This is a genomic window from Corallococcus sp. RDP092CA (genome assembly GCF_041903675.1).
In the GTDB taxonomy this organism is placed as follows: Bacteria; Myxococcota; Myxococcia; order Myxococcales; family Myxococcaceae; genus Corallococcus.
The window spans coordinates 1-22,509 of sequence record NZ_JAYESI010000041.1 but is presented as its reverse complement, the minus strand read 5'-3'; the positions used below and the strand labels follow the sequence as shown (position 1 = coordinate 22,509).

18 protein-coding genes are annotated in these 22,509 nt (G+C 71.5%); 10 read left to right on the top strand and 8 right to left on the bottom strand.

Annotation, left to right across the window (positions count from 1 at the left end; translation table 11 throughout):
- Window positions 1-92 precede the first annotated feature (92 nt).
- Both U8525_RS30655 and U8525_RS30650 read left to right on the top strand, forming a co-directional pair.
- The gene (locus tag U8525_RS30655; protein ID WP_374270252.1) at window positions 93-2,639 is read left to right on the top strand and encodes a protein kinase; all 2,547 of its coding nucleotides are present in this window, start codon (window positions 93-95) and stop codon (window positions 2,637-2,639) included.
- An 86-nt stretch (window positions 2,640-2,725) separates the two neighbouring features.
- A complete protein-coding gene (locus U8525_RS30650; RefSeq protein ID WP_374270251.1) occupies window positions 2,726-4,483 on the top strand; it encodes an ATP-binding protein in 1,758 nt (585 codons plus the stop codon).
- 18 nt (window positions 4,484-4,501) lie between these two features.
- On the opposite strand, the gene U8525_RS30645 is transcribed toward U8525_RS30650, so the two are convergent.
- The 4 genes from U8525_RS30645 to U8525_RS30630 form a co-directional block, all read right to left on the bottom strand.
- On the bottom strand, window positions 4,502-5,713 hold the full coding sequence (locus U8525_RS30645) for a peptidoglycan-binding protein (protein WP_374270250.1): 1,212 nt from the start codon (window positions 5,711-5,713) through the stop codon (window positions 4,502-4,504).
- Window positions 5,714-5,762: 49 nt separating this feature from the next.
- A complete protein-coding gene (locus U8525_RS30640; RefSeq protein WP_374270249.1) occupies window positions 5,763-7,718 on the bottom strand; it encodes a LysM peptidoglycan-binding domain-containing protein in 1,956 nt (651 codons plus the stop codon).
- 125 nt (window positions 7,719-7,843) lie between these two features.
- Complete coding sequence (locus U8525_RS30635; protein ID WP_374270248.1) at window positions 7,844-9,424, bottom strand: multiheme c-type cytochrome; 1,581 nt, start codon at window positions 9,422-9,424, stop codon at window positions 7,844-7,846.
- Between the two features lie 5 nt (window positions 9,425-9,429).
- Window positions 9,430-9,816 carry a PleD family two-component system response regulator gene (locus U8525_RS30630; RefSeq protein WP_014398957.1) on the bottom strand — a complete coding sequence of 129 codons (387 nt, stop codon included), beginning with the start codon at window positions 9,814-9,816 and terminating at the stop codon, window positions 9,430-9,432.
- A 181-nt stretch (window positions 9,817-9,997) separates the two neighbouring features.
- Between U8525_RS30630 and U8525_RS30625 the strand changes: the two genes are divergently transcribed.
- The 8 genes from U8525_RS30625 to U8525_RS30590 all read left to right on the top strand — a co-directional run bounded on the left by U8525_RS30625 (window position 9,998) and on the right by U8525_RS30590 (window position 18,832).
- The gene (locus U8525_RS30625; protein ID WP_374270247.1) at window positions 9,998-11,641 is read left to right on the top strand and encodes a mechanosensitive ion channel family protein; all 1,644 of its coding nucleotides are present in this window, start codon (window positions 9,998-10,000) and stop codon (window positions 11,639-11,641) included.
- Between the two features lie 122 nt (window positions 11,642-11,763).
- Window positions 11,764-12,327 (top strand): hypothetical protein, encoded by a 564-nt coding sequence (locus U8525_RS30620; protein WP_374270246.1) that lies wholly within the window; start codon window positions 11,764-11,766, stop codon window positions 12,325-12,327.
- A 9-nt stretch (window positions 12,328-12,336) separates the two neighbouring features.
- Window positions 12,337-13,152, top strand: coding sequence for a hypothetical protein (locus U8525_RS30615; protein ID WP_374270245.1), 816 nt, complete (start codon window positions 12,337-12,339; stop codon window positions 13,150-13,152).
- Between the two features lie 13 nt (window positions 13,153-13,165).
- Window positions 13,166-13,774, top strand: a complete 609-nt coding sequence (gene lpoB / locus U8525_RS30610) for a penicillin-binding protein activator LpoB (RefSeq protein WP_374270244.1) — start codon at window positions 13,166-13,168, stop codon at window positions 13,772-13,774.
- Between the two features lie 9 nt (window positions 13,775-13,783).
- Window positions 13,784-15,064 carry a COG3014 family protein gene (locus U8525_RS30605; protein WP_374270243.1) on the top strand — a complete coding sequence of 427 codons (1,281 nt, stop codon included), beginning with the start codon at window positions 13,784-13,786 and terminating at the stop codon, window positions 15,062-15,064.
- Window positions 15,065-15,096: 32 nt separating this feature from the next.
- Window positions 15,097-15,855, top strand: a complete 759-nt coding sequence (locus U8525_RS30600) for a ZIP family metal transporter (protein ID WP_374270242.1) — start codon at window positions 15,097-15,099, stop codon at window positions 15,853-15,855.
- 7 nt (window positions 15,856-15,862) lie between these two features.
- Complete coding sequence (locus U8525_RS30595) at window positions 15,863-16,660, top strand: class I SAM-dependent methyltransferase (RefSeq protein WP_374270241.1); 798 nt, start codon at window positions 15,863-15,865, stop codon at window positions 16,658-16,660.
- Window positions 16,661-17,110: 450 nt separating this feature from the next.
- Complete coding sequence (locus U8525_RS30590; RefSeq protein ID WP_374270240.1) at window positions 17,111-18,832, top strand: sigma-54-dependent transcriptional regulator; 1,722 nt, start codon at window positions 17,111-17,113, stop codon at window positions 18,830-18,832.
- Window positions 18,833-18,874: 42 nt separating this feature from the next.
- Here the strand turns inward: U8525_RS30590 and U8525_RS30585 are convergent, their stop codons facing one another.
- From U8525_RS30585 to U8525_RS30570, 4 genes are read right to left on the bottom strand one after another with little or no spacing between them, the layout of a single operon-like run.
- The gene (locus tag U8525_RS30585; protein WP_374270239.1) at window positions 18,875-19,372 is read right to left on the bottom strand and encodes a GDYXXLXY domain-containing protein; all 498 of its coding nucleotides are present in this window, start codon (window positions 19,370-19,372) and stop codon (window positions 18,875-18,877) included.
- The gene (locus U8525_RS30580; protein ID WP_374270238.1) at window positions 19,369-20,478 is read right to left on the bottom strand and encodes a DUF4401 domain-containing protein; all 1,110 of its coding nucleotides are present in this window, start codon (window positions 20,476-20,478) and stop codon (window positions 19,369-19,371) included. The genes U8525_RS30585 and U8525_RS30580 overlap by 4 nt, the downstream gene beginning before the upstream one ends.
- A 2-nt stretch (window positions 20,479-20,480) precedes the next feature.
- A complete protein-coding gene (locus U8525_RS30575; RefSeq protein WP_374270237.1) occupies window positions 20,481-21,491 on the bottom strand; it encodes a DUF2157 domain-containing protein in 1,011 nt (336 codons plus the stop codon).
- Between the two features lie 49 nt (window positions 21,492-21,540).
- Window positions 21,541-22,431, bottom strand: a complete 891-nt coding sequence (locus U8525_RS30570) for an alpha/beta fold hydrolase (protein WP_374270293.1) — start codon at window positions 22,429-22,431, stop codon at window positions 21,541-21,543.
- Window positions 22,432-22,509: the final 78 nt, after the last annotated feature.

Here is a 22,509-nt window from a genome sequence, read left to right as displayed (position 1 = left end):
GGGCAAGCGGGCGGAAATAGGTCCGCGCGCGCGGTTGACCCTTTGGAGTCGCGATCGATAGGCTCCCTGCAAGGACTCGACCCCCACTCACAGTGACGACCTCTCAACCGAAGCGGCAACCCATCCCGTTCGGGAAGTATCTCCTCCTGGACCGCGTCAACATCGGCGGCATGGCGGAGGTCTGGCGCGGCAAGCAGTTCGGCGCCAGCGGCTTCGAGCGGCTCGTGGCCATCAAGCGCATCCTGCCGAACATCGCCGAGGATGAAGAATTCATCTCGATGTTCATCGATGAGGCGAAGATCAGCGTCCAGCTGACCCACGCCAACATCGCGCAGATCTACGAGCTGGGGCAGATCGCCAGCAGCTACTTCATCTCGATGGAGTACATCCCCGGCAAGGACATGCGGGCCATCTTCGACCGCTGTCGGAAGAAGGGGGAGCCCGCGCCGGTGCCGCTGGTCGCCTTCTGCGTGGCGAAGATGTGCGAGGGCCTGGACTACGCCCACCGCAAGAAGGACGGGATGGGGCGCGACCTCAACATCGTCCACCGCGACATCTCGCCGCAGAACGTGCTCGTGTCCTTCGAGGGCGAGGTCAAGGTCATCGACTTCGGCATCGCGAAGGCGGCCGGCAAGGCCACCAAGACGCAGGCCGGCATCCTCAAGGGCAAGTTCGGCTACATGAGCCCGGAGCAGATCCGCGGCCTGCCGCTGGACCGCCGCTCGGACGTGTTCGCCATCGGCGTGTGCCTCTACGAGATGCTCACCGGCGAGCGCCTCTTCGTGGGCGACAGCGACTTCAGCGTGCTGGAGAAGGTGCGCAAGGCGGAGGTGCCGTCGCCGTCCACGTACAACCGGCGCATCCCGGAGGCGCTGGAGCGCATCGTCCTCAAGTCGCTCGCGAAGGACGTGGAGGAGCGCTACCAGTACGCCAGCGAGCTGGGCGACGACCTGCAGCGCTTCCTGCTGACGAACGACTCCATCTTCGGCCGCAAGGACCTCATGCAGTACATGAAGTCCACGTTCGCGGAGGAGGTCGAGCGCGAGAAGCAGCGCCTGGCCGAGTACGCGGACATCCGCGCGCCGGAGGGCATGCTGGCGGCCATCGAGGCGGGCTTCAGCGGCCCGTCCCCGGTGCCCACGCAGAGCATGACCAACATCCCGGCGGTGGCGCCCTCCGCGCCCGCCGTGGAGCCCGTCTCCGCGCCGCCGCCGCGCGCGTCCAGCTCCGGCGCCAACGCGCAGGGGGCGCGCCGCTCGCCCACGCTCGCCGCGCTGCCCAAGCTGACCGCCGCGCCCGCCGCGCCCTCGCCCCAGGAGGACGAGGAGCTGGCGACGCAGATGGTCGAGCGCGACGCCGTCTTCAACGACGCGCCGGAGCCCACCACCCAGCCGGGCGCCGCCATTGGCCGCGCCGTCACGCCGCTGGAGACCCAGGAGGCCCCGCCTCCAGACGAGGAGGGGGAGGACGTGTCGGGCCGCACCGCGGTCGTCCCGCCGCCCTCGTCGCTGCCGCCCCCGGGCCCGCCGCGCCTGGCGCAGAGCGCCCCGGTGCTGACCGCCGCGCCGCCGCGCCCGTCGCTGACCAACATCCCCACGATCGCGGCCACGGACCTGCCCGCGCCCGCGCCCCGCCAGACACCCAACCGGGGCAACGACAGCCAGCTGCCGCGCATCGCCCGGCCGGACTCGCCGCCGGAGCCCCTGCCGCCCCCGCCGCGTCCGACCGCGCCCCCCGTGCTGAACAGCGGGAACTCGCGTCCGCCCCCGGCCGTGAAGGAGCCCCGCGAGGCCCGCCCGAAGCGCGCGCACGAGGAGGAGGCGGCGCCCCGGGGCATGAGCCTCAAGGGCATCGACAAGCGCCTGCTCTACGGCGCCGTGGGCCTGGCGTCGCTGTTCCTGCTGGTGGGCGTGGCCTTCGTCTTCTCCCCGGGCAAGCCCGCGCAGGGCTACGTGATGGTGGAGCTCAAGACGCAGGAGGCGAAGGACAGCGCGATGGTGTCCATCAACGCGGGGCCTCCGGAGAAGTTCCCCGCCAACGGCTTCATGCTCAAGCCGATGGCCGTGGGCAACGTGCTGGTGGTGGTGACCGCGGACGGCTACGAGGCCTTCAACAAGTCCGTGATGGTGTCCGAGGGCGCCAACGCCACGCAGGTGCCGGTGACGCTCAGGCAGCAGGCGCGCTCGGTGCTCGTGATCTTCAAGACGCAGCCGGATGACGCCGAGGTGAAGATCGACAACCAGCTCGCCCGCAAGCAGGGCGTCCGCGAGGCGGTGCTGCGCGACTTCTCGCTCAACAGCGACACCCCGCTCGTGGAGGTGACCGCCCCGGGCTATGTGCCGTTCGTCAAGAAGATGACGGTGAACAGCAACGGCCTGGATGTGGTGGCGACGCTGGAGCGCGCGCCCGTGGAGGTGCGAATCGAGTCCACGCCCGAGGGCGCGTCCATCTTCCAGGGCGGCAAGGACCTGGGCGCATCTACCCCGGCCACCCTCCGGGTGCCGTGGGGCACGCGGGAACTCACGCTGAAGGCGAAATGCTACGTCGACGAGGACGTCTCCATCGGCGCGCCGTCCCCGGCGGGTTCCCCGGTCAAGGTGGAAGCGACCCTGAAGAAGCAGGCGCGCTGCCGCGATTAGCGGCACCGCGGTCCCGACACTTAAGGTAGGCCTGGGGGTCCTCCCCCCGGATGTCCCTGGGGGGGAGCGGCGCCGGAGGGATGTCCGTGACGAAGGTGCGTAAGGTGAACAAGGCGGATCCGCTGGCGGATCTGCCCCGGTGGGCGCAGCAGCTGGCGCGCAAGTACTACACGAAGACGGTCAGCACCTTCCTGCTGTACGGGGCCGTGAGGGACCTGCAGCCCCTTCAGCTGGAGGACGGCGGGCGCGGCTTCGGGACGCTCAAGACGTTCCTGTCCGAGGAGCTGTTCGGCGGGCGCGACCACGTCCTGTTCTACGACCGCTCATCCGGCATCCGCTCCGCGACGCCGGAGACGCAGAAGGACCTGGCGCGGGCCATGACCGGCTACGACGCCATGTACGGCACGGACTTCTCCAAGGTCCTGCCGCGCGACCCGGGCCGGGCGCTGCAAATCCTGGAGAACTTCCTGCGCATGCGCCTGAGCGAGGGCCGCTCGCTGGCGCTCATCATCGACTTCGCGGAGACGCTGGTGCCCGGCGGGGAGATGAGCCACCTGTCCGCGGAGGACCGCTTCGTGGTGGCCACGCTGGACAAGTGGGCGCACGACCCGCAGTTCCTGGCGGGCGACGTATCGGTGGTGCTGCTGGCGGAGAACCTGGCGGACGTGTCGCCGCGCATCAGCCGCAACCCGTACGTGGCGCCCATCGAGCTGCCGCTGCCCACGGAGGAGGAGCGCCTGGAGTACGTGCGCTCCAAGCTGGAGGGCAAGAAGCTCCAGTCGGTGTCGGAGGTGCCGCTGGCGGGCCTGGCGAAGATGACGGCGGGCCTGTCGCGCATCAACCTGGACCGCGTGCTCACGGAGGCGCTGGAGCGCCAGGTGCGCATCACCCCGGAGCTGCTCAAGGAGAAGAAGAAGGAGCTCATCCAGGCGGAGTGCCACGGCCTCCTGGAGTTCATCGAGCCCGCGCACACGCTGGACGCGGTGGCGGGGCACGCGCCCGCCAAGCAGATGCTGCGGCAGGCGGCGTCCGCGCTGAAGAAGGGCCGCATCGAGGTCATGCCCATGGGCTACCTGGTGAGCGGGCCGGTGGGCACGGGCAAGACGTTCATGGTGAGCTGCTTCGCTGGCGAGATTGGCATCCCGGTGGTGAAGTTCCTGAACTTCCGCAGCCAGTGGCAGGGCGTGACGGAGTCCAACCTGGAGAAGATCTTCAACCTGCTGAAGGCCCTGTGGCCGGTGGCGGTGATGGTGGACGAGGCGGACACCTTCCTCGGCAACCGCGACTCCGGCGGGGACTCGGGCACGAGCAGCCGCATCTTCGGCTCCATCGCGTCCTTCATGGGCAACACGCAGTACCGCGGGAAGATCGTCTGGTTCCTGCTGACGGCGCGGCCGGACCTGCTGCCCATCGACCTGAAGCGCCAGGGCCGCGCGGAGGAGCACCTCGCGCTCTTCTATCCGCAGACGGACGAGGAGCGGAACGAGCTGTTCCAGGCGATGAGCAAGAAGACGGGCGTGTCGGTGGAGGGCGTGGAGTCCTTCGCCGCGCTCATCCCCGGCGGCGTGCGCGCCTTCAGCGGCGCGGACATCGAGGCGGTGATGGTGCGCTCGAAGTTCCGCGCGCTGGCGGAGGGGCGCGACCAGGTGACGAAGGACGACCTGTCCGCGGTGCTGGCGGACTTCGTGCCGCCCAGCTACCCGCTGGAGATCGAGATGCAGAACCTGGTGGCGGTGCAGGAGTGCACCAGCCGGGCGCTCCTGCCGGAGAACTTCCGCAAGCTGGACCGCGACTACATCAGCAAGCGCGTGCGGGAGCTGAAGATGCTCCTCGAGGAGCAGTAGCCGGCGAGCGGCGGGCCGCTACGCGCCCGCGGTGACGGGGACGCCCAGGTGCGGGTCCTGGAGCGTCTCCACCACCGCGATGCGGTCGCCCACGGCGAGCGCGTCATGCAGCACGAGGATGGCCTCGTTCGCGTGGCGGATGCAGCCGTGGGACACGTCGCCCCCGAGCAGGGCGGGGGCGCTGGTGCCGTGCAGCTCCTCGCCGCTGCGGCGGCCATCCACCCAGGACAGGTCCAGGAGCCGCGCGCCGAACACGTGCCGGTCGTTCCACAGCCGCGCGCCCGCGTCCTCGGTGGCCACCTGATCCAGCTTCGCCCGAACGACCTTGAGGCCCGAATGCGTGGGCGTGGCGGCGGTGCCCACCGCGTTGGGGAAGATGTCCACGAGCTGTCCCGCCGGGTCGAAGAGGAAGGTGCGGTGCTCGCGCAGCGCGATGACCACGCGCACCGGCTGGCCCGCGTAGAAGGGAGAGGGCAGGGCGCGCGACTGTCCCCGGGAGCCCGGCGCGGGGGCGAGCGCCTCCAGGGCCCGCAGCGTCGCGGCGTCGAGCACGCCGCTGGAGCGCAGGCCCGCATGCACCTGGAAGTCGCGGAGCGCGCGGGCCGTGTCCGGGCCGTAGCGGCCGTCCGCGCCGCCGTACAGCGCGAACCCCATGTCCAGGAGCGCGCCCTGCACCGCGCGAAGCCCATCCCCCTTCGCCCCCGCGCCCAGCACCGCCGCGCCGGACGCCACGTCCGCGAGCTGCGGCGAGCCGGCGAAGCGCGGATGCTCCAGGGGGCGAGTGAGCAGGCCGGCAGCCACCGGCATGCCCGCGGCCCCCTGCGTGCTCACAGGCCGCGTGGACGCACCTGGAGCCGTCGAGACGACCTCGTTCCCGCCCGCCACCCGAGGCGCCTCGGCCACCTGCGGCACCGGGCTGCGCGCCCCGATGGACGCCGCCGTGCCTGCCACGACGCCGCCTGCGCGCTGCTCGAAGGAGGACAGGCTGTCGGGAGCGGGCGCGGCGGATGGGCCGCTGGACTGGCCATCCAAGCCCGGTGACGGGCGGACCGCCCGCGCGAGCGGCGCGGGCCCGCTGAAGCGCGTCAGCGAGTTGGCTCCGGACACCATCCCGTCCCCCGGACGTTCGACTCCACGGGGCAGGACGGACAGGACAGGCGCGGGCTCGCGCGTGTCGGGCGTTTCAGGGGGAAGCGGCGGTGACTGCCGGTCCAGTGCGGATGCGAGCATGGCGCCGGGGACTGCAAGGTCCCGGCCGTCGCGCCATGCCCTCCGGCCGCTACGGCGCGCTCAACGACAGCAGCTTGCCGGTGGGGACCGTGCGGTGGTCCTTGATGTGGTTCCACTTCATGATGTCCTCGACGGACACGTTGTAGCGCTGCGACACCGACCAGAGCGTCTCGCCCTCGGCCAGCGTGTGCACCTTGCCCTTGGGGCCCACGGGCGCCTGGCCCGCGACGGCGTTGGCCACCACGATGGTGCCGCCGCGCTCCTCCACCTTCGCCGGCGCCGCGCCCTTGGAGTCCGGCGGCCACACGGCGAGCAGCGTGCCCACCGACAGCGTGCGGTTGCGGCGGGGCAGGTTGTTCCACTTCTTCAGGTCGTCCACCGACACCTGGAAGCGGTTGGCGATGAGCCACAGGCTGTCGCCCTCCTGCACGCCGTAGGTGATGCGCGTCTTGCCATCCACCTTCTCCGTCTTCACCGGGCCCGCCGCCACGGGGCCGCGGGGCGTGCCCGCCGGGATCTCGTCCTCCGGCCGCGTCGCCACCACGCCGCTGCGCCGCGCCTGCGCCACCTTCGACGCCAGCGCGCCGCCGACGCCCGCGTCGCCGCTGCCACCCCGGCCGTTCGCCGGCACCGGAATCACCAGCTCCGCGCGCACCTTCAGCACCCGCGCGCTCTTCAGCCGGTTCATCTGGAGGATGGCCTCCGGCGCCGTGCCGTACTTCTGGGCGATCTGCGACAGCGTGTCGCCCTTCTTCACCGTGTGCACCCGGAACGTCAGCCGGTCCGCCGGCGACAGCTTCGCCAGGTTCTCCGCGAAGCGCGTCGTGGTGCCGCGCGGCAGCTTCAGCACGTAGGGCTTCGAGGCCGTCGCCGGGGGCGTGCACCAGCGCCGCAGCTCCGGGTTCAGCTCCTGCACGTCCGCCACGCTCACCCCGGCCGCGCGCGCCACCACGTCCAGGTCCGTCGCGTCCGTGAGCTTCACCTCGTCGTATTCCAGCGTGGACTCGTACTGGAACTCCTCCTCGGAGAAGCCGAACGCGGTGGGGTTCTTCGCCACCAGCGCCGCGGCGATGAGCTTGGGCACGTAGTGCTTCGTCTCCTTCGCCAGCCCGCGCTCCTCCGCCAACACCCAGAAGTCGTTCGTCCCGTAGCGCTCCACCATCTTGCGCACCCGGTACGAGCCCGTGTTGTAGCCCGCCCACGCCAGGTACCAGTGGCCCAGCTCGCCGTAGAGGTCCTTCAGGTACGCCGCCGCCGCCTGCGTGGCCTTGATGGGGTCGCGCCGCTCGTCCACCCAGAAGTCCTGCTTGAGGCCGTACTGCTTGCCCGTGCTGGAGATGAACTGCCACGGCCCCGCCGCGTGCGCCCACGAGTACGCGTTCGCGGAGAAGCCGCTCTCGATCATCGCCAGGTACACCGTGTCCCGGGGCAGGCCCTTCGCCTCCAGGATGGGCTGCATCACCGGCAGGTAGCGCGTGGAGCGCGCCATCCACTTGCGGAACCACTTGCGGCCGGGGCCCTGGAAGAACTGGATGTACTCGGCCACCAGCGGCTGCATGTCCACCGGGATGTCGTAGCGGTCCTTCACCTGCGAAATGTCGAAGCTCGCCAGGTCCGTGATGCGCGCCAGCGGCGGAGCCGTGTCGTCCTCGCGGAAGGTGGGCTCCTCCAGCGCGTCCAACATTCGCAGCCGCAACGGGTTGGTCAGGCCCAGCCGCCGCAGCGACTGCATCATCTCCGCGTTCGGCTTCGCCTCCGGGTCCAGCGTCGCGCCCTCCAGCGCGCGCAGTTCCTCCAGCTCGGCGGACTCGGACTCCACCTCCTCCGTCTCCTCGCCTTCCTCCATGGGAGAGGGGGCCGTGGCCAGGTGGCCATCCGCCGCCAGCGTGGGGCCTTCCTTGGGGGCCACCGCATGCACGCCAGGCGGCGGCACCGGTGACGGCGCCGCGCCCTGCGAGGAGGGAACCGAGGCCAGGGCAAGCAGGAGGAATGGAAGATGCGGCATGGGAACGCCAGGCGAGGTCGCCCAGAAGCAGGCGAAGGCCGCAGTATTCGCCAGCTTTCTTGACAGTCAAACAACAAGTCGCCGGGTGTGCCCCCCGGAAGGACCCCACGTGGGGGCGAGCGACCCTATCTCGCCGGGGGCTCTCCTGCCTGGCCGCTCTTCCCCGTTCCGCCATGGCCGGGGCCGAGGATGCGCGGCAGGTAGGTGGCGAAGTCGAAGTGCGGCGAGTTCTCCGCGTTGTGGCAGGTGACGCAGACGGCCTGCCCCGGCTTGCCCACGATGGTGGCGGGGCTCGGCGCGTCCACGTGCCGGGAGCCCGGGCCGTGGCAGCTCTCGCAGCCCACGTCCTCGCGGCCCGCGACCTTGTCCAGCCGGCACACGCCGCCGGGCTTCTGCCAGCCGGTGACGTGGCAGCCGATGCAGTTGAGGTGGTGCTGCTTGCCCACCCCCTCCAGCGTCTTCCACGCGTGGTGGTGCTGGGTGCCTTCCCACACGGCGGCCGCCTCCGGGTGGCAGTCCGCGCACGCCGCGCTGCCGACGAAGCCCGCCTGGCCCTTCTCCGGGCGCGGGCAGTCCTGGCCGTGCTCCTTCGCCCACGCCAGGTTCAGCTGGCCCACGTCCGCGTCGTAGGCCTTCACCAGCGCCTGCGCGTCCGGCGCGGTGGGCAGGTTGGACTCCAGCGGCAGGAAGCGCAGCGCGAAGCCGTTGACGTCCGTGGCGGGCTCCGGCGGCGCGGTGAGGAGGCCCTGCTTGCGCGCCGCGAGCTCGTCGCGCTTGCCCTGCTTCAGCGCCTTCAGCTTCGGGTCGATGCCGGGCAGGGCAATCTCCTTGTCCAGGAGCGCGATGCGCTGCTCCAGCGCCGTCACCTCGCGCTCCACGTCCCCTCGCGAGCGCTGCGGCAGGAAGGCCCCCTTCGCCGGCGCGTACGTCAGGTCCACGCGCAAGAGGGAGCGCCCCTTGCTCTGCACCGCCACCACCGGCACGTCGGAGCGCACCAGCCGGTTCTCCTCCGCGGAGAACTCACCGGCGCTGTGCGTGGCCACCACCAGGTTCGCGGCCAGGCCCGGCAGCGCGGCGGCGGCCTGCGCGGCCTCCAGCGGCTGGTCCAGCAGGCCCACCACGAAGTCCGCGCCCTGCGCGCGCGCCTGCTGGCTCGCCTTCACCAGCGCCTCGCCGGACGCCGCCGCCACCACGCCCACCTTGCGCGCGCCCGCGTCCAGCACCTTCACGCCGCCCGGGGGAACCTCCGGCAGCCCCAGCCCCTGGCGGAAGGCCGCGCCGCGCGTGTCGTCCAGCTCGCCCGTGGCGCGCGCGGCGATGCCCATGGCGCGGAACGCGTCCGCGAGCGCCTTCGCCTTCAGCTCCTCCTGCGGCACCTGCTCCGCCTTGAGGTGCGCCTCCCCGAAGAGGCTGTTGCCGCCGTCGATGTAGAGCACCGGCTGGCCGCCCCTGCGCGCCTCCTGCACCTGGAACGCCGCCCGGCCAATGCCGCCGCGCATGTTCTCGCTACAGCCGCAGGGGCCCAGGTAGCCGCGCGTGTCCGCAGAGATGAAGAGCACCGCGCCCGGAGGCGCCGCGGGAGTGGGGGAGGCCGCCTGCTGCTGCGTGGGCGCGCCGCCCGCGCCGTTCTCCGGGGCTCGCGGCTCCTGGCGTCTGCAACCGGCGAGGAGCGCGCTCACGAGCACCGCGAGGACGGCCGCGCGCATCGTCATCACCAGAGGATGCTCTGCACCAGTTCGTCGATCTTCTCGCCCATCGCCTCCAGGCCGTTCACCTTGGAGAGCGAGCCGTCCGCGCCCACCTGCTCGGCCAGCTTCGACAGCTCGTCGTCCGGCAGGCTGGAGAACAGCACGATGGGGATGTCCTGCGTGTTGTACTCGTTCTTCAGCGTGCGGCAGATGTCCGTGCCCTTCGCCTCGGGCATGTGGATGTCCGTGAGGATGAGGTCCGGTCGCCAGCTCTGCAGCGTTTTCTCAAACTCCATGAGCGTGGAGGTGGCCACGACCTCGTAGCCCCGCGCCTCCAGGACGGCCTTCTCCATGGCGAGGGTGATCTCGCTGTCGTCAATGAGGAGGATTCTTCGCTTCTCTTCGGACACGGCGACCTTCCTTGGGGGTCGGTTCTAGCCCACCACCCAGCGGCGCACCAATGCTTTCCCGTCTCTCGTTCCGGCAGGGGTTTCCTGTTCTCACGCCCGGGCATCCCAGCGGCCGGGCGGGCTCGGAAGCACCCACCGTCTTTCCCCGGCAACCGAACCGAAAAGGAGTAAGGAGGCGCCCATGAAGCGCCATGCCTCCCGGGTCCTGGTGGCCCTCCTTCTCCTGGGGTGCGTCCTCGCTGGCCTCCCCGTGCTGGCCCTCGACAACGGCCTGGGGCAGGTCCCCCAGGACCTGGACCGCTCGTCGCCGCGCGCCACGGCGCAGGGCTTCCTGGACGCGGTGCATCGCGGGGACTACGCGCGCGCCGCCTACTACCTCTACCTGGACCACCTTCCCGCCGACGAGCAGCGCGCGCAGGGCGCCCAGCTGGCGCGGAAGCTGAAGTTCGTCCTGAACCGCGAGCTGTCGGTGGACACGTCCGTCCTGCCGAAGACGCCGGAGGGCGAGTCGCCCACCTCGCGCTTCGTGTCGCTGGGGGCCATCCCGCTCAAGGGCGAGAGCGTGCCCATCCGGCTCCAGCGCTTCACCGTGGACAACACGCCCATCTGGGTGGTGTCCGAGCCCACCGTGAAGATGGTGGACCCGCTCTTCGAGGAGTACGGCCCGCTGCTCACCGAGACGCTGCCGGCCGTCTTCTTCGACCGCACGGTGCTGGGGTTGGAGCCGTGGCAGTGGCTGGGCCTGACGGTGACGCTCCTGGGCGCGTGGATCCTCTCCTACGCCCTGGAGAAGCTCCTGCTGGCCGCCGCGCTGCGGGTGGTGCGCTGGACGCGCATCACCTGGGATGACCAGCTCGTCGGCGCGGGCCGGGGACCGCTGCGGCTGCCCTTCTTCGCCATCCTGCTGGCGCTGGGCACCTCGTTCCTGCTCCTGCCGCCCAGGCTGAAGCTGCTGAGCGACCGGGTGAGCTACTCCCTCACCATCGTCGCGGTGGCGTGGTTCATCCTGCGCTTCCTCCGCGTGTCGGAGGCCTACGTCCAGAGCCGCGTCACCTCCGAGTCCAGCACCCACCCCCGCGCGCGCTCGCTGCGCACGCAGCTGGCCGTGCTGCGCGCCGTCTTCGAGGTGGCCACCTACGTCATCGCCGCCGCGCTCCTGCTCATGCAGTTCGAGGTGGTGCGCAACGTGGGCGTGTCGCTGCTGGCCTCCGCGGGTATCGCCGGCCTCGCCATCGGCCTCGCCGCGCAGAAGTCGCTGTCCTCGCTGCTGGCCGGCATCCAGCTCTCCATCACCCAGCCCGTCAGCATCGGCGACAACGTGCTGGTGGAGGGCGAGTTCGGCACCATCGAGGAGATCACCCTCACCTACGTGGTGCTGCGCATCTGGGACCAGCGGCGCATGGTCATCCCCATCAACCAGTTCCTGGACAAGCCGTTCCAGAACTGGAGCAAGGGCTCCCCGGAGATGATGGGGACCGTCATCCTCCAGGTGGACTACACGGCGGACATCGACGTGCTGCGCGCGGAGCTGGACCGCATCCTCGCCAACGAGGCCAGGGAGCTGTGGGATGGCCGGGTGAAGACGCTGGTCGTCTTCGACGTGATGGACAAGACGCTCACGGTGCGCGCCCTGGTGAGCGCCGCCAACTCCAGCAAGCTGGGCGACCTGCGCTTCCTCGTGCGCGAGCGGCTGGTCGTCTTCCTGCGCTCGAAGCCCCAGTGGCTGCCCATGGTGCGCAGCGAGTCCCGCCCCGCGCAGCTGCCCCCCTCCACCCGGGACGACCAGGAGGACGCCACCCGGGGGGCCCCGGAGCCTCGGGCTTGATGTCGCCGGGCACCAGGGAAAACAGGCGCTTGCGCGGACGCTCGCCGCACGATGAATATGGCGCCTGGCGCGGCGTAAGACGCGCACAAGAGCATTCGCACCCACGCTGGGGAGTTCATCAGATGAAGCGTCCTGTCACGTTGTGCGGAGCCCTGGCGCTCCTGGCCGTCGCCGCGCCGCTCACCGCGAGCGCCCAGGATCGAGGCCGCACCGACGGGCCCGAGGAGTCGGAGTACGGCAAGGGGGGCTACGGCGACAACCGCCGCGGCGTGTCGCTCCAGTTCGACTGGGGCGCGGCCATCAACTCCCAGGAGAACCCCCGGGGCGCGCCGGAGGGCCCGCCGCTCTTCGTGGGCGCCACCGTGTCCCTCTGGGGAGATGACTGGTACCGCCTGGACGTCAGCGGCGCCTACGTCTTCGACGGTGGGCGCTTCATCGGCAACGTGGGCCCCACCTTCCGCAGCTGGGGCTGGCCGGTGGCCTTCACCCTCGGCCTCAAGGCGGGCGCCATCGTCATCCCGGAGGGCGAGGGGCTGCGGTTCGCACTGTCGCCGCAGGTGGGCGCGGAGCTCTTCCTGGACCGCCGCGACCGCGTGCTCATGGGGCTGCACTACTCGCCGGACATCCCCATCGGGGGAGGAGGAGTCACGAACCGGTTGTTCATGAACGTCGGATACCGGTTCTGACCGAACGCCATGATCGCTCAATTGCTCGCCGCCGCTGTCGCGTTGACCACGGCCCAGGCGCCCCGCGCCGCCGCGCCGTCCATGTCACTGCCGTTCCCGTCGGGGGACGTGCAGACCTACAACATCATCCAGTGGGACCCGAACCAGCTGCCGCGCATCTATGAGCGGTCGGACCAGCTCCCGCTCACCGACGAGGAGCTGACCAAGCTGTCCCAGGCCGGCTTCGAGCCCGCGCAGCTGGTGAAGATGATCGAGGAGCGCCGCTGCGCCTGCGACGCGAGCGCGGACGGCCTCATCCGCCTGAAGAAGGCGGGCGTGGACAAGGCGGTGCTGGCGGCGGTGTCGCGCCACGGCCTGGCGCCCAACCGGGCGCTGAACCTGCTGGTGACGCTGGACTTCACCGGGGAGGGCCGCACCGCGCGCGAGGCGTTCCTCTACTTCTTCGTGGACGACGGCGACATCACCCGCGTGTTCTCCGCGAACCTCCCGGAGCTGCTGCAGCGCCGCAACACCCACGAGACCATGGTGGACCGCAGCGACATCATGGTGGCCCGCACCGTGCGCCGCATCCAGCTGTCGGGCTCCGTGCCGCTCAAGACCTACGGCGCGCACCGCGTGATGGTGGTGGCCAGCGCCAGCCCCACGCTCACGCACCCCTCGCAGCTCACCCCGCAGGAGCGCGCGAAGGCGCAGACGTACACCTTCGACTATCCGCGCGCCTCGCTGCAGAGCCTCTGCCGGCTGACGGCCGGCTACCGCCGCGACGCGGTGCTTGCCTACAAGTGGAACTTCGAAGGCAGCCGCTTCGAATGCGAATGGAACTAGGAGTCGACCGACCATGAACACCCGCCGCCTGTTGCTGTCCGCCCTCCTCGCCGTGTCGCTCGCCGGCTGTGGAGGCCCCCGCGCCTTCACGCGCGGCACCTACGAGGACCCCAACACCATCGAGATGCTGGGGGACCGCTTCAACGAGAACGACCTGCAGCTCATCGCGAAGAAGATGGCCGAGTCGCTCGCCAGCGCCCCGCGCTTCGCCCAGCCGCCCCAGGGCGCGCCGCTGCCCATCGTGCTGGTGGGCAAGCTGCGCAACAGCACCAGTGAGCACATCGACATGCGCTCGCTGGCGGACAAGATTCAGACGGCGCTCGCGCAGACGGGCCGCTTCGCGCTGGTGGACCAGGCCGCGCGCCAGGACATCGCGGAGGAGTACGAGTACCAGCAGTCCGGCTATGTGAACCCGAACGCCGCCAAGGCCCCGGGCCAGCAGGCGTCGGTGGACTTCCTGATGACGGGCGACCTCGCGTCCATCATCCAGGAGGTCGGCCGCGACAAGCTCGTCTATTACAAGATGACGGCGAAGCTGAACGACGTGCGCACCGGCACCCTGGCGTGGACGGACGAGAAGCAGATCCGCAAGAAGTTCGAGAAGCAGGGCGTGAGCTGGTAGCCGCCCGCCGTGTCCAACCCCCCCGACATCGCGATCCAGGCCCCGCGCGTCTCCGCCTCCCCGGCGGCGCGTTGGGGCCTGCTCTTCGTCCTGGCCCTGGGCGTCATGGGCACCGGCTGCGCCAGCGACTACGTGGCGCGCACGGCGTCCGTGCGCGCCGCGTACCAGACCTCTGACTATCCGCGCGCGCTGCGCGAGCTGGACGAGGCGCAGAAGGAGGCCCCCGAGCGCGACCAGCTCCTGTTGCTGCTGGACAAGGGCATGGTGCTGCACGCGGCCGGGCAGTGGGAGGAGAGCACGCAGGTGCTGGCCCAGGCGGACGACCTCATGTCGCAGCTGGACATCACCTCCGTGAGCGAGGAGGCCGGCGTGCTGCTCAGCAACGAGCGGCGCCGCGCCTACCGGGGCGAGGACTTCGAGAAGCTGATGATCTCCGTCCTCCAGGCGCTCAACTACACGGAGCTGGGCCGGGACGAGGACGCGCTCGTGGAGGTCCGCCGCGTCAACGAGCGCCTGGAGAAGATGATCGTCGACGAGAAGAAGCCCTACGAGCAGCTCGCCATCGCGCGCTACCTGGGCGGCGTGCTGTACGAGGACCAGCGCGACTGGGACTCGGCCTTCATCGACTACATGAAGGCGTACGAGCTGGAGCCCCGGCTGGGCGGGCTGGTGGAGCCGCTCCTGCGGCTGGCGAAGAAGACGGGCCGCGACGACGCCTACGCCACGCTGTCCCAGAAGTTCCCGGGCGTGGCGCATGACCCGCCGGGCCCCGGCGACGGGCAGCTCGTCGTGGTGGTGGAGGCGGGCCTGTCGCCGCAGAAGGAGCGCGCGTCGCGGGACTACGGCGACTCCGGGGACCTGATCGAGGTGCCCGTGTACCGGGACCGCGGTGGCACACCGCCGGTGCGGGTGTCGGTGGAGGGGCAGGCGGAGCAGGCGGTGACGGTGACGTCGCTGTCACGCGTGGCCCAGGTGCACCTGAACGACCGCATCGGCCGCATGCTGGCGAAGCAGCTCGCGGGCGCGGTGGCGAAGGCGGGCGTGGCCGCGGGCGTGGGCGCGCTGACGAAGAGCAAGGAGCTGGGCCTGCTCACCTTCCTGGTGCTCAACGCGGGCAACCAGGCGGACCTGCGCTCCTGGCTCTCACTGCCAGCGGAGTTCCAGGTGGCGCGCTTCCGGCTTCCGCGGGGAAGGCACGCTGTCCAGGTAGATGCGCCGGGCCGGCCGACCACGCACTTCGTGGAGGTGAGGCCGGGCCGGGTGACCGTGCTGGTGGTGCGAAGCTACTGACGGCGTCGTTTTGGGAGTAGGGTGCGCCCCCCATGTCGCCGGTCGTAGCCGAAGTCATCCTGGACTCCTTCATCGTCGTGGTGAGCGCGCTGGCCGGCGCGGGCGTGGTCATCTTCAACGACCGCTCCACGCGGCTCGTGACGTTCCTGGCCTTCGCGGCGGGCGTGATGTTCGGCGCGGCCTTCTTCCACATGCTCCCGGAGGCCTACGAGGGCGGCGGCTGGTGGGCCTTCGCGCTCGTGCCCATGGGCTTCCTCTTCGTGCTGGTGCTGGAGCGCTACCTCGTCGCGCACGCCTGCGAGGAGCCGCCGGACTGCGCGGAGCACGTGCACGGCCACGCGCTGGGCCTCAGCGCGTTCCTGGGCCTGTCCACGCACACGCTCTTCGACGGCATCGCGCTGGGGTCCTCGGTGAAGGAGGGCGTGGGCGCCATGGCGCTCCTGGCCATCACCGCGCACAAGGTGCCCTCCTCGCTCTCGCTCGCGTCCATCCTCCAGGCGGAGGGCAAGAAGCGCGGCACCATCCTGGCGTACACGGCGCTGTACGGGCTGATGGTGCCGGTGGGCGCGGTGCTCTACTTCGGCTTCGACGCGGTGATGCGCTTCGAGTCGCTGGCCCCCAAGGCGCTGGCCTTCTCCGCCGGCACCTTCCTCTACATCGCGGTGTCGGACCTGCTGCCGCACGTGAACAAGCACGGCAGGGACAAGCCCGGACGCAACCTGGTGGCATTGGCAGCAGGGCTGCTGGTGATGTTCGTGCTCGCGCGCGTCCTGGGGCACGCGGACCACTGAAGGCGCCATGGAACGACGCAAGGACTGGTACGAGCACCCCGAGTACTACGAGGCCATCTTCGGCACGGACACCGTGCGGGAGGTGGACTTCCTCCAGGCGCTGAGCCGGCGCTACGGCACGGGGGGCCGCCAGTGGCTGGAGCCCGCGTGCGGCGCGGGCCGGCTGGTGGCCGAGGCCGCGGGCCGGGGCCTGAAGGTCGCGGGCTATGACCTGTCGGAGGCCATGCTCGCGCACGCGCGCAGGCGCCTGACGCCCGCCGAGCGCCGCCGCGTGAAGCTGTCCCAGGCGCGCATGGAGGCGTTCTTCGACCCGGCGCTGGAGGGCCGCGTGGACCTGGCCCACACGCTGGTCTCCACCTTCCGCTACCTGGACAGCGAGAAGGCCGCGGTGGAGCACCTCACGGGCACCCGGCGCCTGCTCAAGCCCGACGGCATCTACGTGCTGGGCTTCCACCTCACGGACTACGCGCGCTCCGGCCCCGAGCACGAGCGCTGGGTGGGGCAGGTGGGCCCGGACAAGGTCGTGTGCAACACGCACGAGGGCCTGCCGGAGAAGCGCCTGCGCCGCTCGCCCATGCGCAACCGCCTGCGCGTCACCGGGCCGGGCAAGGACTGGCTCATCGAGACGACGTGGTACTTCCGCACGTACGACGAGGCCCAGGTGAAGCGCCTGTTCCGCACGTCGGGCCTGCGCGTCGCGGCCACGTTCGACTTCGACTACGACCTGGACTCGCCGGTGGGGCGCGGCAGCCCGCGCCTGGACCGCGTCTTCGTCCTGAAGCCGGACGCGCGCTCCCGGGGCTGAGCGACCTCTTCCTCGACCGCGTGCCCATCGTGCCGCGCGGGGAGCGCGTCTGGCGCGGCGGGAGCCCGCCGCGCCTGCCCTGACTGGTATGGAATGACCCGGCCGGTTGCCTGCTGCCAGGCCTGGGGGTTCCCTCGGTGCAGGGCCTGCGTTCCATTGGGACGCGCCTGCGTCCCGTTGGGACGCAGGCGGGGAGGGGGGATGCCGCATGACCCCGCGAAATCACTGGAGCCACCCTGCTGGCACGGCGTGCGCAAAGGCATGGCGTCACATCCCGGCAACGGCGTGTACCGCATCCAGATGCACCCGGAGCGCGGAAGGAGGGGCCGCTCCTTCCGCGCTCTCCATCTGGATCCGCACCTCCCCGCCATCTCCGATAGAGTCCGCGTCTGTTTTCTGGACGGCTTCGCCGGTCGGCGGTGGCGCGGCTTCCGCACGGGAGGCGAGGGGATGCAAGACGAGTTGGCGCAGCTCATGGCTGCGCTCAGGGATTCCAGGGACTTCGAGACCGCGGCGGCGGCGACGTTGCAGCGGATGCTGGCCGTGGCGGAGGCCGCGGTGGCGGCCAGCCGCTATGCGGGCCGGGCCCGGGTCCTGCGCGGCATCGTCCACCTGCGCCCTGGAGAGGCGTACCGCCGGCTGGCGGCGCTGGACGTGGGCGCGCGGGAGGTGACGGACGCGGGGGTCGGGACGCCCTTCTTCACCTCCGCGACGGCGTGGCGCGCGGTGGTGGAGCACCGGTGCGCGGTGTCCATCGACGTGAACATCGGCACGGTGCAGCCGCACGCGCCGGACGCGCCGGTGACGGGCGACCCGGGGCTCGCGGGCTTCCACAGCAACGAGAGCAAGCAGCGCTTCCTGGGGCGCCACGCGACGCACGTGTGCGTGCTGCCCCTGCGCACGCCCGCGGGCATGGAGGGCATGATCTCGCTGGAGGCGGACTGCCTGGCCGCCATGGGACAGGAGTTCGTCTGGCGCGACGCCGGCGATTCGCTCCAACTGCTCACGGACATCGCCGCGCCGTACCTCACCGCGCTGCCGCAGCGGCCGGTGGCCACGCCGGAGGTGGACGAGTTCCTCCCCGTGGTGGGCCGCTCCATGGCGGAGCTGCTGCCCATCCTGCGGACCTTCGCGCTCCAGGACGAGACCATCCTCGTGAGCGGGGCCACGGGCGCGGGCAAGTCGCGCCTGGCGCGCTGGTGCCATGAGCGCTCCGGCCGCCGGGGCAGGCCCTTCGAGACGCTGGACCTGGTGACGGTGCCGGAGGACCTCCAGATGGCGGAGCTCTTCGGCTGGAAGAAGGGCGCCTTCACCGGCGCGGTGCGCGACGCGCCGGGCGTGGTGGCCCGCTCGGACGGCGGCACGCTGTTCATCGACGAGATCGACAAGCTGTCGCTGAAGGCGCAGGCGGGCCTGCTGCACCTGCTGGAGTCGCGCAGCTACCGGCCGCTGGGCGAGGGCACCGGCGAGAGGCTCGCGGACGTGCGCTTCATCATCGGCACCAACGCGGACCTGCACGCGCAGGTGCGCGCCGGCCGCTTCCGCGAGGACCTGTACTACCGCGTGAACGTGCTGCCGGTGCGCATGCCGCCGCTCCAGGACCGGCAGGACGAGATCCCCCTCTGGGCGCGGTACATGGTGAACCGCCGCCACCGCGAGCGGCTGCCGGACGGCTCCGCGCGGCTGGCGCCGGAGGCGGAGCTGCTGCTGACCACCAGCTCGTGGCCGGGCAACCTGCGGCAGCTCGACAACATCGTGCGGCGTGCGTACACGCTGGCGATGGTGGAGCACGCGGGCAGCACGGGCGACCTGGTGCTCCAGGAGAAGCACGTGGCGCGGGCGCTGGACTACGAGCAGTCCCCCGGCGGCCGCCCGCTGCCGGAGGCGCTGCGGGCCGCGGCGCAGGCCTTCGTGGGCGAGGCGCGCCGGCGCGGCACGCCGCTGGACCTGGACTACGCGGACGGCTTCCGGGGGCTGGTGCTGGGCATGGCCATCCGCCAGGTGGGCCGCGACGAGGCCTTCCGCTTGCTGGGCCGCGAGAGCCTGGTGAAGAACCGCAACCACCACAAGGCGCTCAAGCGCGAGCTGGAGAAGGTGGACAGCCTCTACAAGGTGCTGGGCGAGGACGGCTCGCCCTTCTCCGACCTGCTGGAGAGCGTGGACGCGGACTGACGCGCGGGCGCGCCCCGGGAGGCCGGGGCGCGCGGGCCTCGGTCAGTGGATGGCGCTGCCCAGCGGCTGGTAGTTCTCGTCGCGCAGGCCCACTAGCACGCTGGTGCCGTTGTCCATCACGCGCAGCTCGCCGTAGCGCGCCGTCGCGTAGCGCTCCGCGTGGCCCTCCTGGAAGAAGAAGGCCTCCGCGCCCAGGCGCATCTGCGAGTTGCGGATGCGGAAGCGCAGGCGCACCTCGCCGGGCGCGAGCGTGGAGGCGGGCGGCTCGTAGCGCACGAACTCGCCCACGTGGTGCTCGTCCAGGCGCAGGACGACGTTGCCGTCCTCCTGGGGCTGCTCCCGGCCCTCGCGCCAGCCCTGGTTGATGGCGTAGTCGAGCACCATGTAGTCGCCCTGGATGAGCGAGCGCGGATCCACCGGGGCCAGCCGCAGCAGCACCAGCTGCCCCCGCGCGAGCACGGTCTCCTTCTGCACGACGAGGAAGGCGAGCGCGAGCAACACCAGCGCGAGCCCCCCGAAGATGACGGCGCCGCGTTTCATCGGGCCTCCGTGAGCACGGCGGGCTCCCGCCGGATGAAGAACTGCCGCACCCCCAGGAGCACCAGCCCGCTGCCCGTGAGCGCGAGCGCCTTGGCCAGCAGCGTGATGCGGAGGTCGTAGTAGTAATACGCGCCGAACGTCAGCAGGAACGCCACCGCCAGCCCCAGCATCACGCGGCTGCGGCGGTGGAAGCCCAGCGTCAGCAGCAGCACCGCCACCAGCACGCCCGGCGTGTTCATCGTCATCACCGTGAGCAGCACCAGCGCGCCGAGCGCGGGGACCCAGACGCGCCGGTCATGCTCCAGCCCCAGCTCGCGCAGCACCCGCCACCCCGTCGCGCCCACGAGGAGCGCCAGCAAGAGGGAGATGTACGCGCCTGGCATGAACTGGTTCTCGAAGCGGAAGACGTAGTGGAAGCCCTCCTGCGAGGCCTCGAAGCTGCGGAACAGCAGCCACCCGGGGACGGCGCACGCGAGCGCGAAGGCGATGGGCCCCACGCGGGCTCCCAGCGGCCCGTGCCGCAGCGAGGGCTCGAAGAGCAGGAGGCCGGAGAGCGCCGCGGCGCACACGAGCATCCACACGTCGATGCCCACGCCGCCGATCAGCTCCAGCTCCAGCACCCCAACGGACACGCAGAGGCCCACCGTCGCCAGGAAGTAGAGGATGAGGTCCGGGAACACGGCGAGCAGGGCCAGGGATGCCACGATGCCCGCGAACGCGATGGTGACGGTGCCCTGGTCCATCTGCCCCAGCCCCAGCAGGAACGCGCCCACGCCCGCCATGCAGAAGGCCAGGGCGAGCTGCTCCATGAAGGGCCCCTGCGTGCTCCGGCGCAGGAACACCGAGGCCACCGCCAGCACGAGGCCCAGGCTGGTGAGCGCCACCTCTTCCTTCCACAGGCCCACGCAGGCGAAGAAGCTGAGCAGGAACGCGGCGGACAGCCACGCGCCCGCCCCCGCCATCGCCTTCACGAACCAGGGGGAGGCGCCCAGGGTCTTCTGCCGGACCTCCAGGGCGGTGCGGGCGCGGGCCTCCACCTCCGCGTCCACGTGGCCCTCGGCCTTGAGCCCCGTCAGCACGTCTTGAATGGTGGGTCGCAGGGCCATGGTCAGGTCTCCTCCGAAACGCCCGTGACCTGCGACTCGTGGCGCAGCCAGTACACGGCGAGCCCCACCTCCGCGATGAGCACCAGGGGCAGGATGAACAGGGTCAGCTCCTCGGTGCGCGTCACCTCGATGAGGAAGTAGCCCACCGCCGTGGTGACGAGCGCGATGACGCTCACCGCGCCCACGGTGAGCAGGAACAGCTCGCCATGCAGGTGCCGGTGCAGCGCGTAGATGGCCACCAGCGCGCCCAGCACCAGCAGCAGGGCCGCGCCGGACTCGAGCGAGCGGTCGTGCCGGCTCACGATGAACAGGATGCCCAGCCCCACCAGCGGCGTCAGCGCCATGAGTGACAACACGCGGGGCATCCACCGCCCCTGGAGCCAGGACACCTTCCGGTTGGCGAAGTGCTCGTAGGTGGCCCAGGCGAACCCGTTGATGAGCCCCAGCACCAGCGCCAGCCGCTCCTCGTGCGAGTCGAAGTGCCCCATGCGCTGCCCCCAGAAGAGGATGACGCCGGTGTTGATCAGCACCAGCTGGAGCATCCACAGCGGCGTGAAGCGCGCCAGCGCCACCCACGGCAGGATGAGCACGCCCCAGCCGATGAACAGCTCATAGGGATCCGCGCCCGTCTGGTACGCCTGTCCGTACACGGCGAGCAGCGGGCCCACCAGCACCGCGGCCGCGAGCAGCGCGAACTGCCCCGCAGGCCTGTCGCCCAGCCGCCACGCGCCCACCGCCGCCCCGGCGGTGCCCAGGCTGATGAGGCCCAGCTTCGAGAAGCGCCCCAGCTCCGCCCAGTTGAAGGCGAAGAAGTACACCACGCCCGCCAGCACCAGCAGCGAGCCCAGGGCCATCAGCGTCATGGCCAGGAACGCGCGCCACGCGGGCCGCGCTGGCGAGGCGACCGCCAGGTGCAGCGCGCGCCCGTACGCGTCCGGGCTCAGGATTCGGGCGTCCGCCAGCGCGTGCAACCGCTCCGGCGTCGCCTCCAGGTCGAGGAAGTCTTTCGGCACGGCGGAGGACTGTACCCGGTTCACGTGACGCCGGGGACGCAGCGCCACCTCACGGCCCCGGGGGCTCCGCGCCCAGGAAGGCCTTCAGCTCGGGGAGCACGCGCTCGGGATGCTCCAACTGCGGACTGTGTCCGCAGTCCACGCGCAGCACCCGGGCCTGGGGAAGCCCGCGCGCGGCCTCGTCCGCCAGGGAGACGGGCAGCGTCTCGTCGCGCTCGCCCCAGACGAGGAGCACGGGGACCTTCACCTCGCCCAGCCGCCCGCGGCGGTGGAACAGCGGGCCCGTCAGCGGCACCAGCGCGTCGAAGGCCCGCGCGGCCTCCGGCCTGCCGCCGGGCACGCTCAATAGCTCGTAGCCGAGCGCGCCCAGCTGCTCTCCCAGCGGCGTCGGCGGTGGCGGCAGCATCCGCGCCATCGCCCACGGGCCCAGGTTTCGCGCCAGCCGCTCCGGCCCCGCGCGGAAGAACAGGCGCGAGGCGCGCGGCATCTCGGGGCCCAGCCCCATCGCGTCCACCAGCACCAGCCGCTCCACCGGCACCGCGCCGCGCAGCGCCAGCTCCAGCGCCACCAGCCCGCCCAGCGAGTGGCCGACCACGGACACCGGCCCCGGCGCGAGCATCCCCAGCGCCTCCTCCACCGGCGCCGTGAAGAAGCGCACCGCGTCCTCCGCGGACCGCACCCGCACGTCGGCCGGCGTGGACTGGCCGAAGCCGGGCAGGTCCAGGGCCAGCACCCGGTGCTGCCGCGCCAGCGCCGTCACATACGCGAACCAGTGGGTCGCCGCGTGCCCACGCCCGTGGAGGAGGACGACCGTGGAGGGCGCGCCCTCGGAGGGCCCCCCTTCGAGGATCCGCACCGCGCCGCCTCCCGGCAGCCAGTGCACCTGGGGCACCACGGCCGGGGCCAGCTGGGCCAGGAGCGCCGTCTCCACCGGGCCCACGGGCGGGGTGGCGCCCGGGGCGCCGGGGCGGCCGGCGGCGTCCCAGCGAGGGGGGAGGGCAGAGCGGCGGGGTGGGGG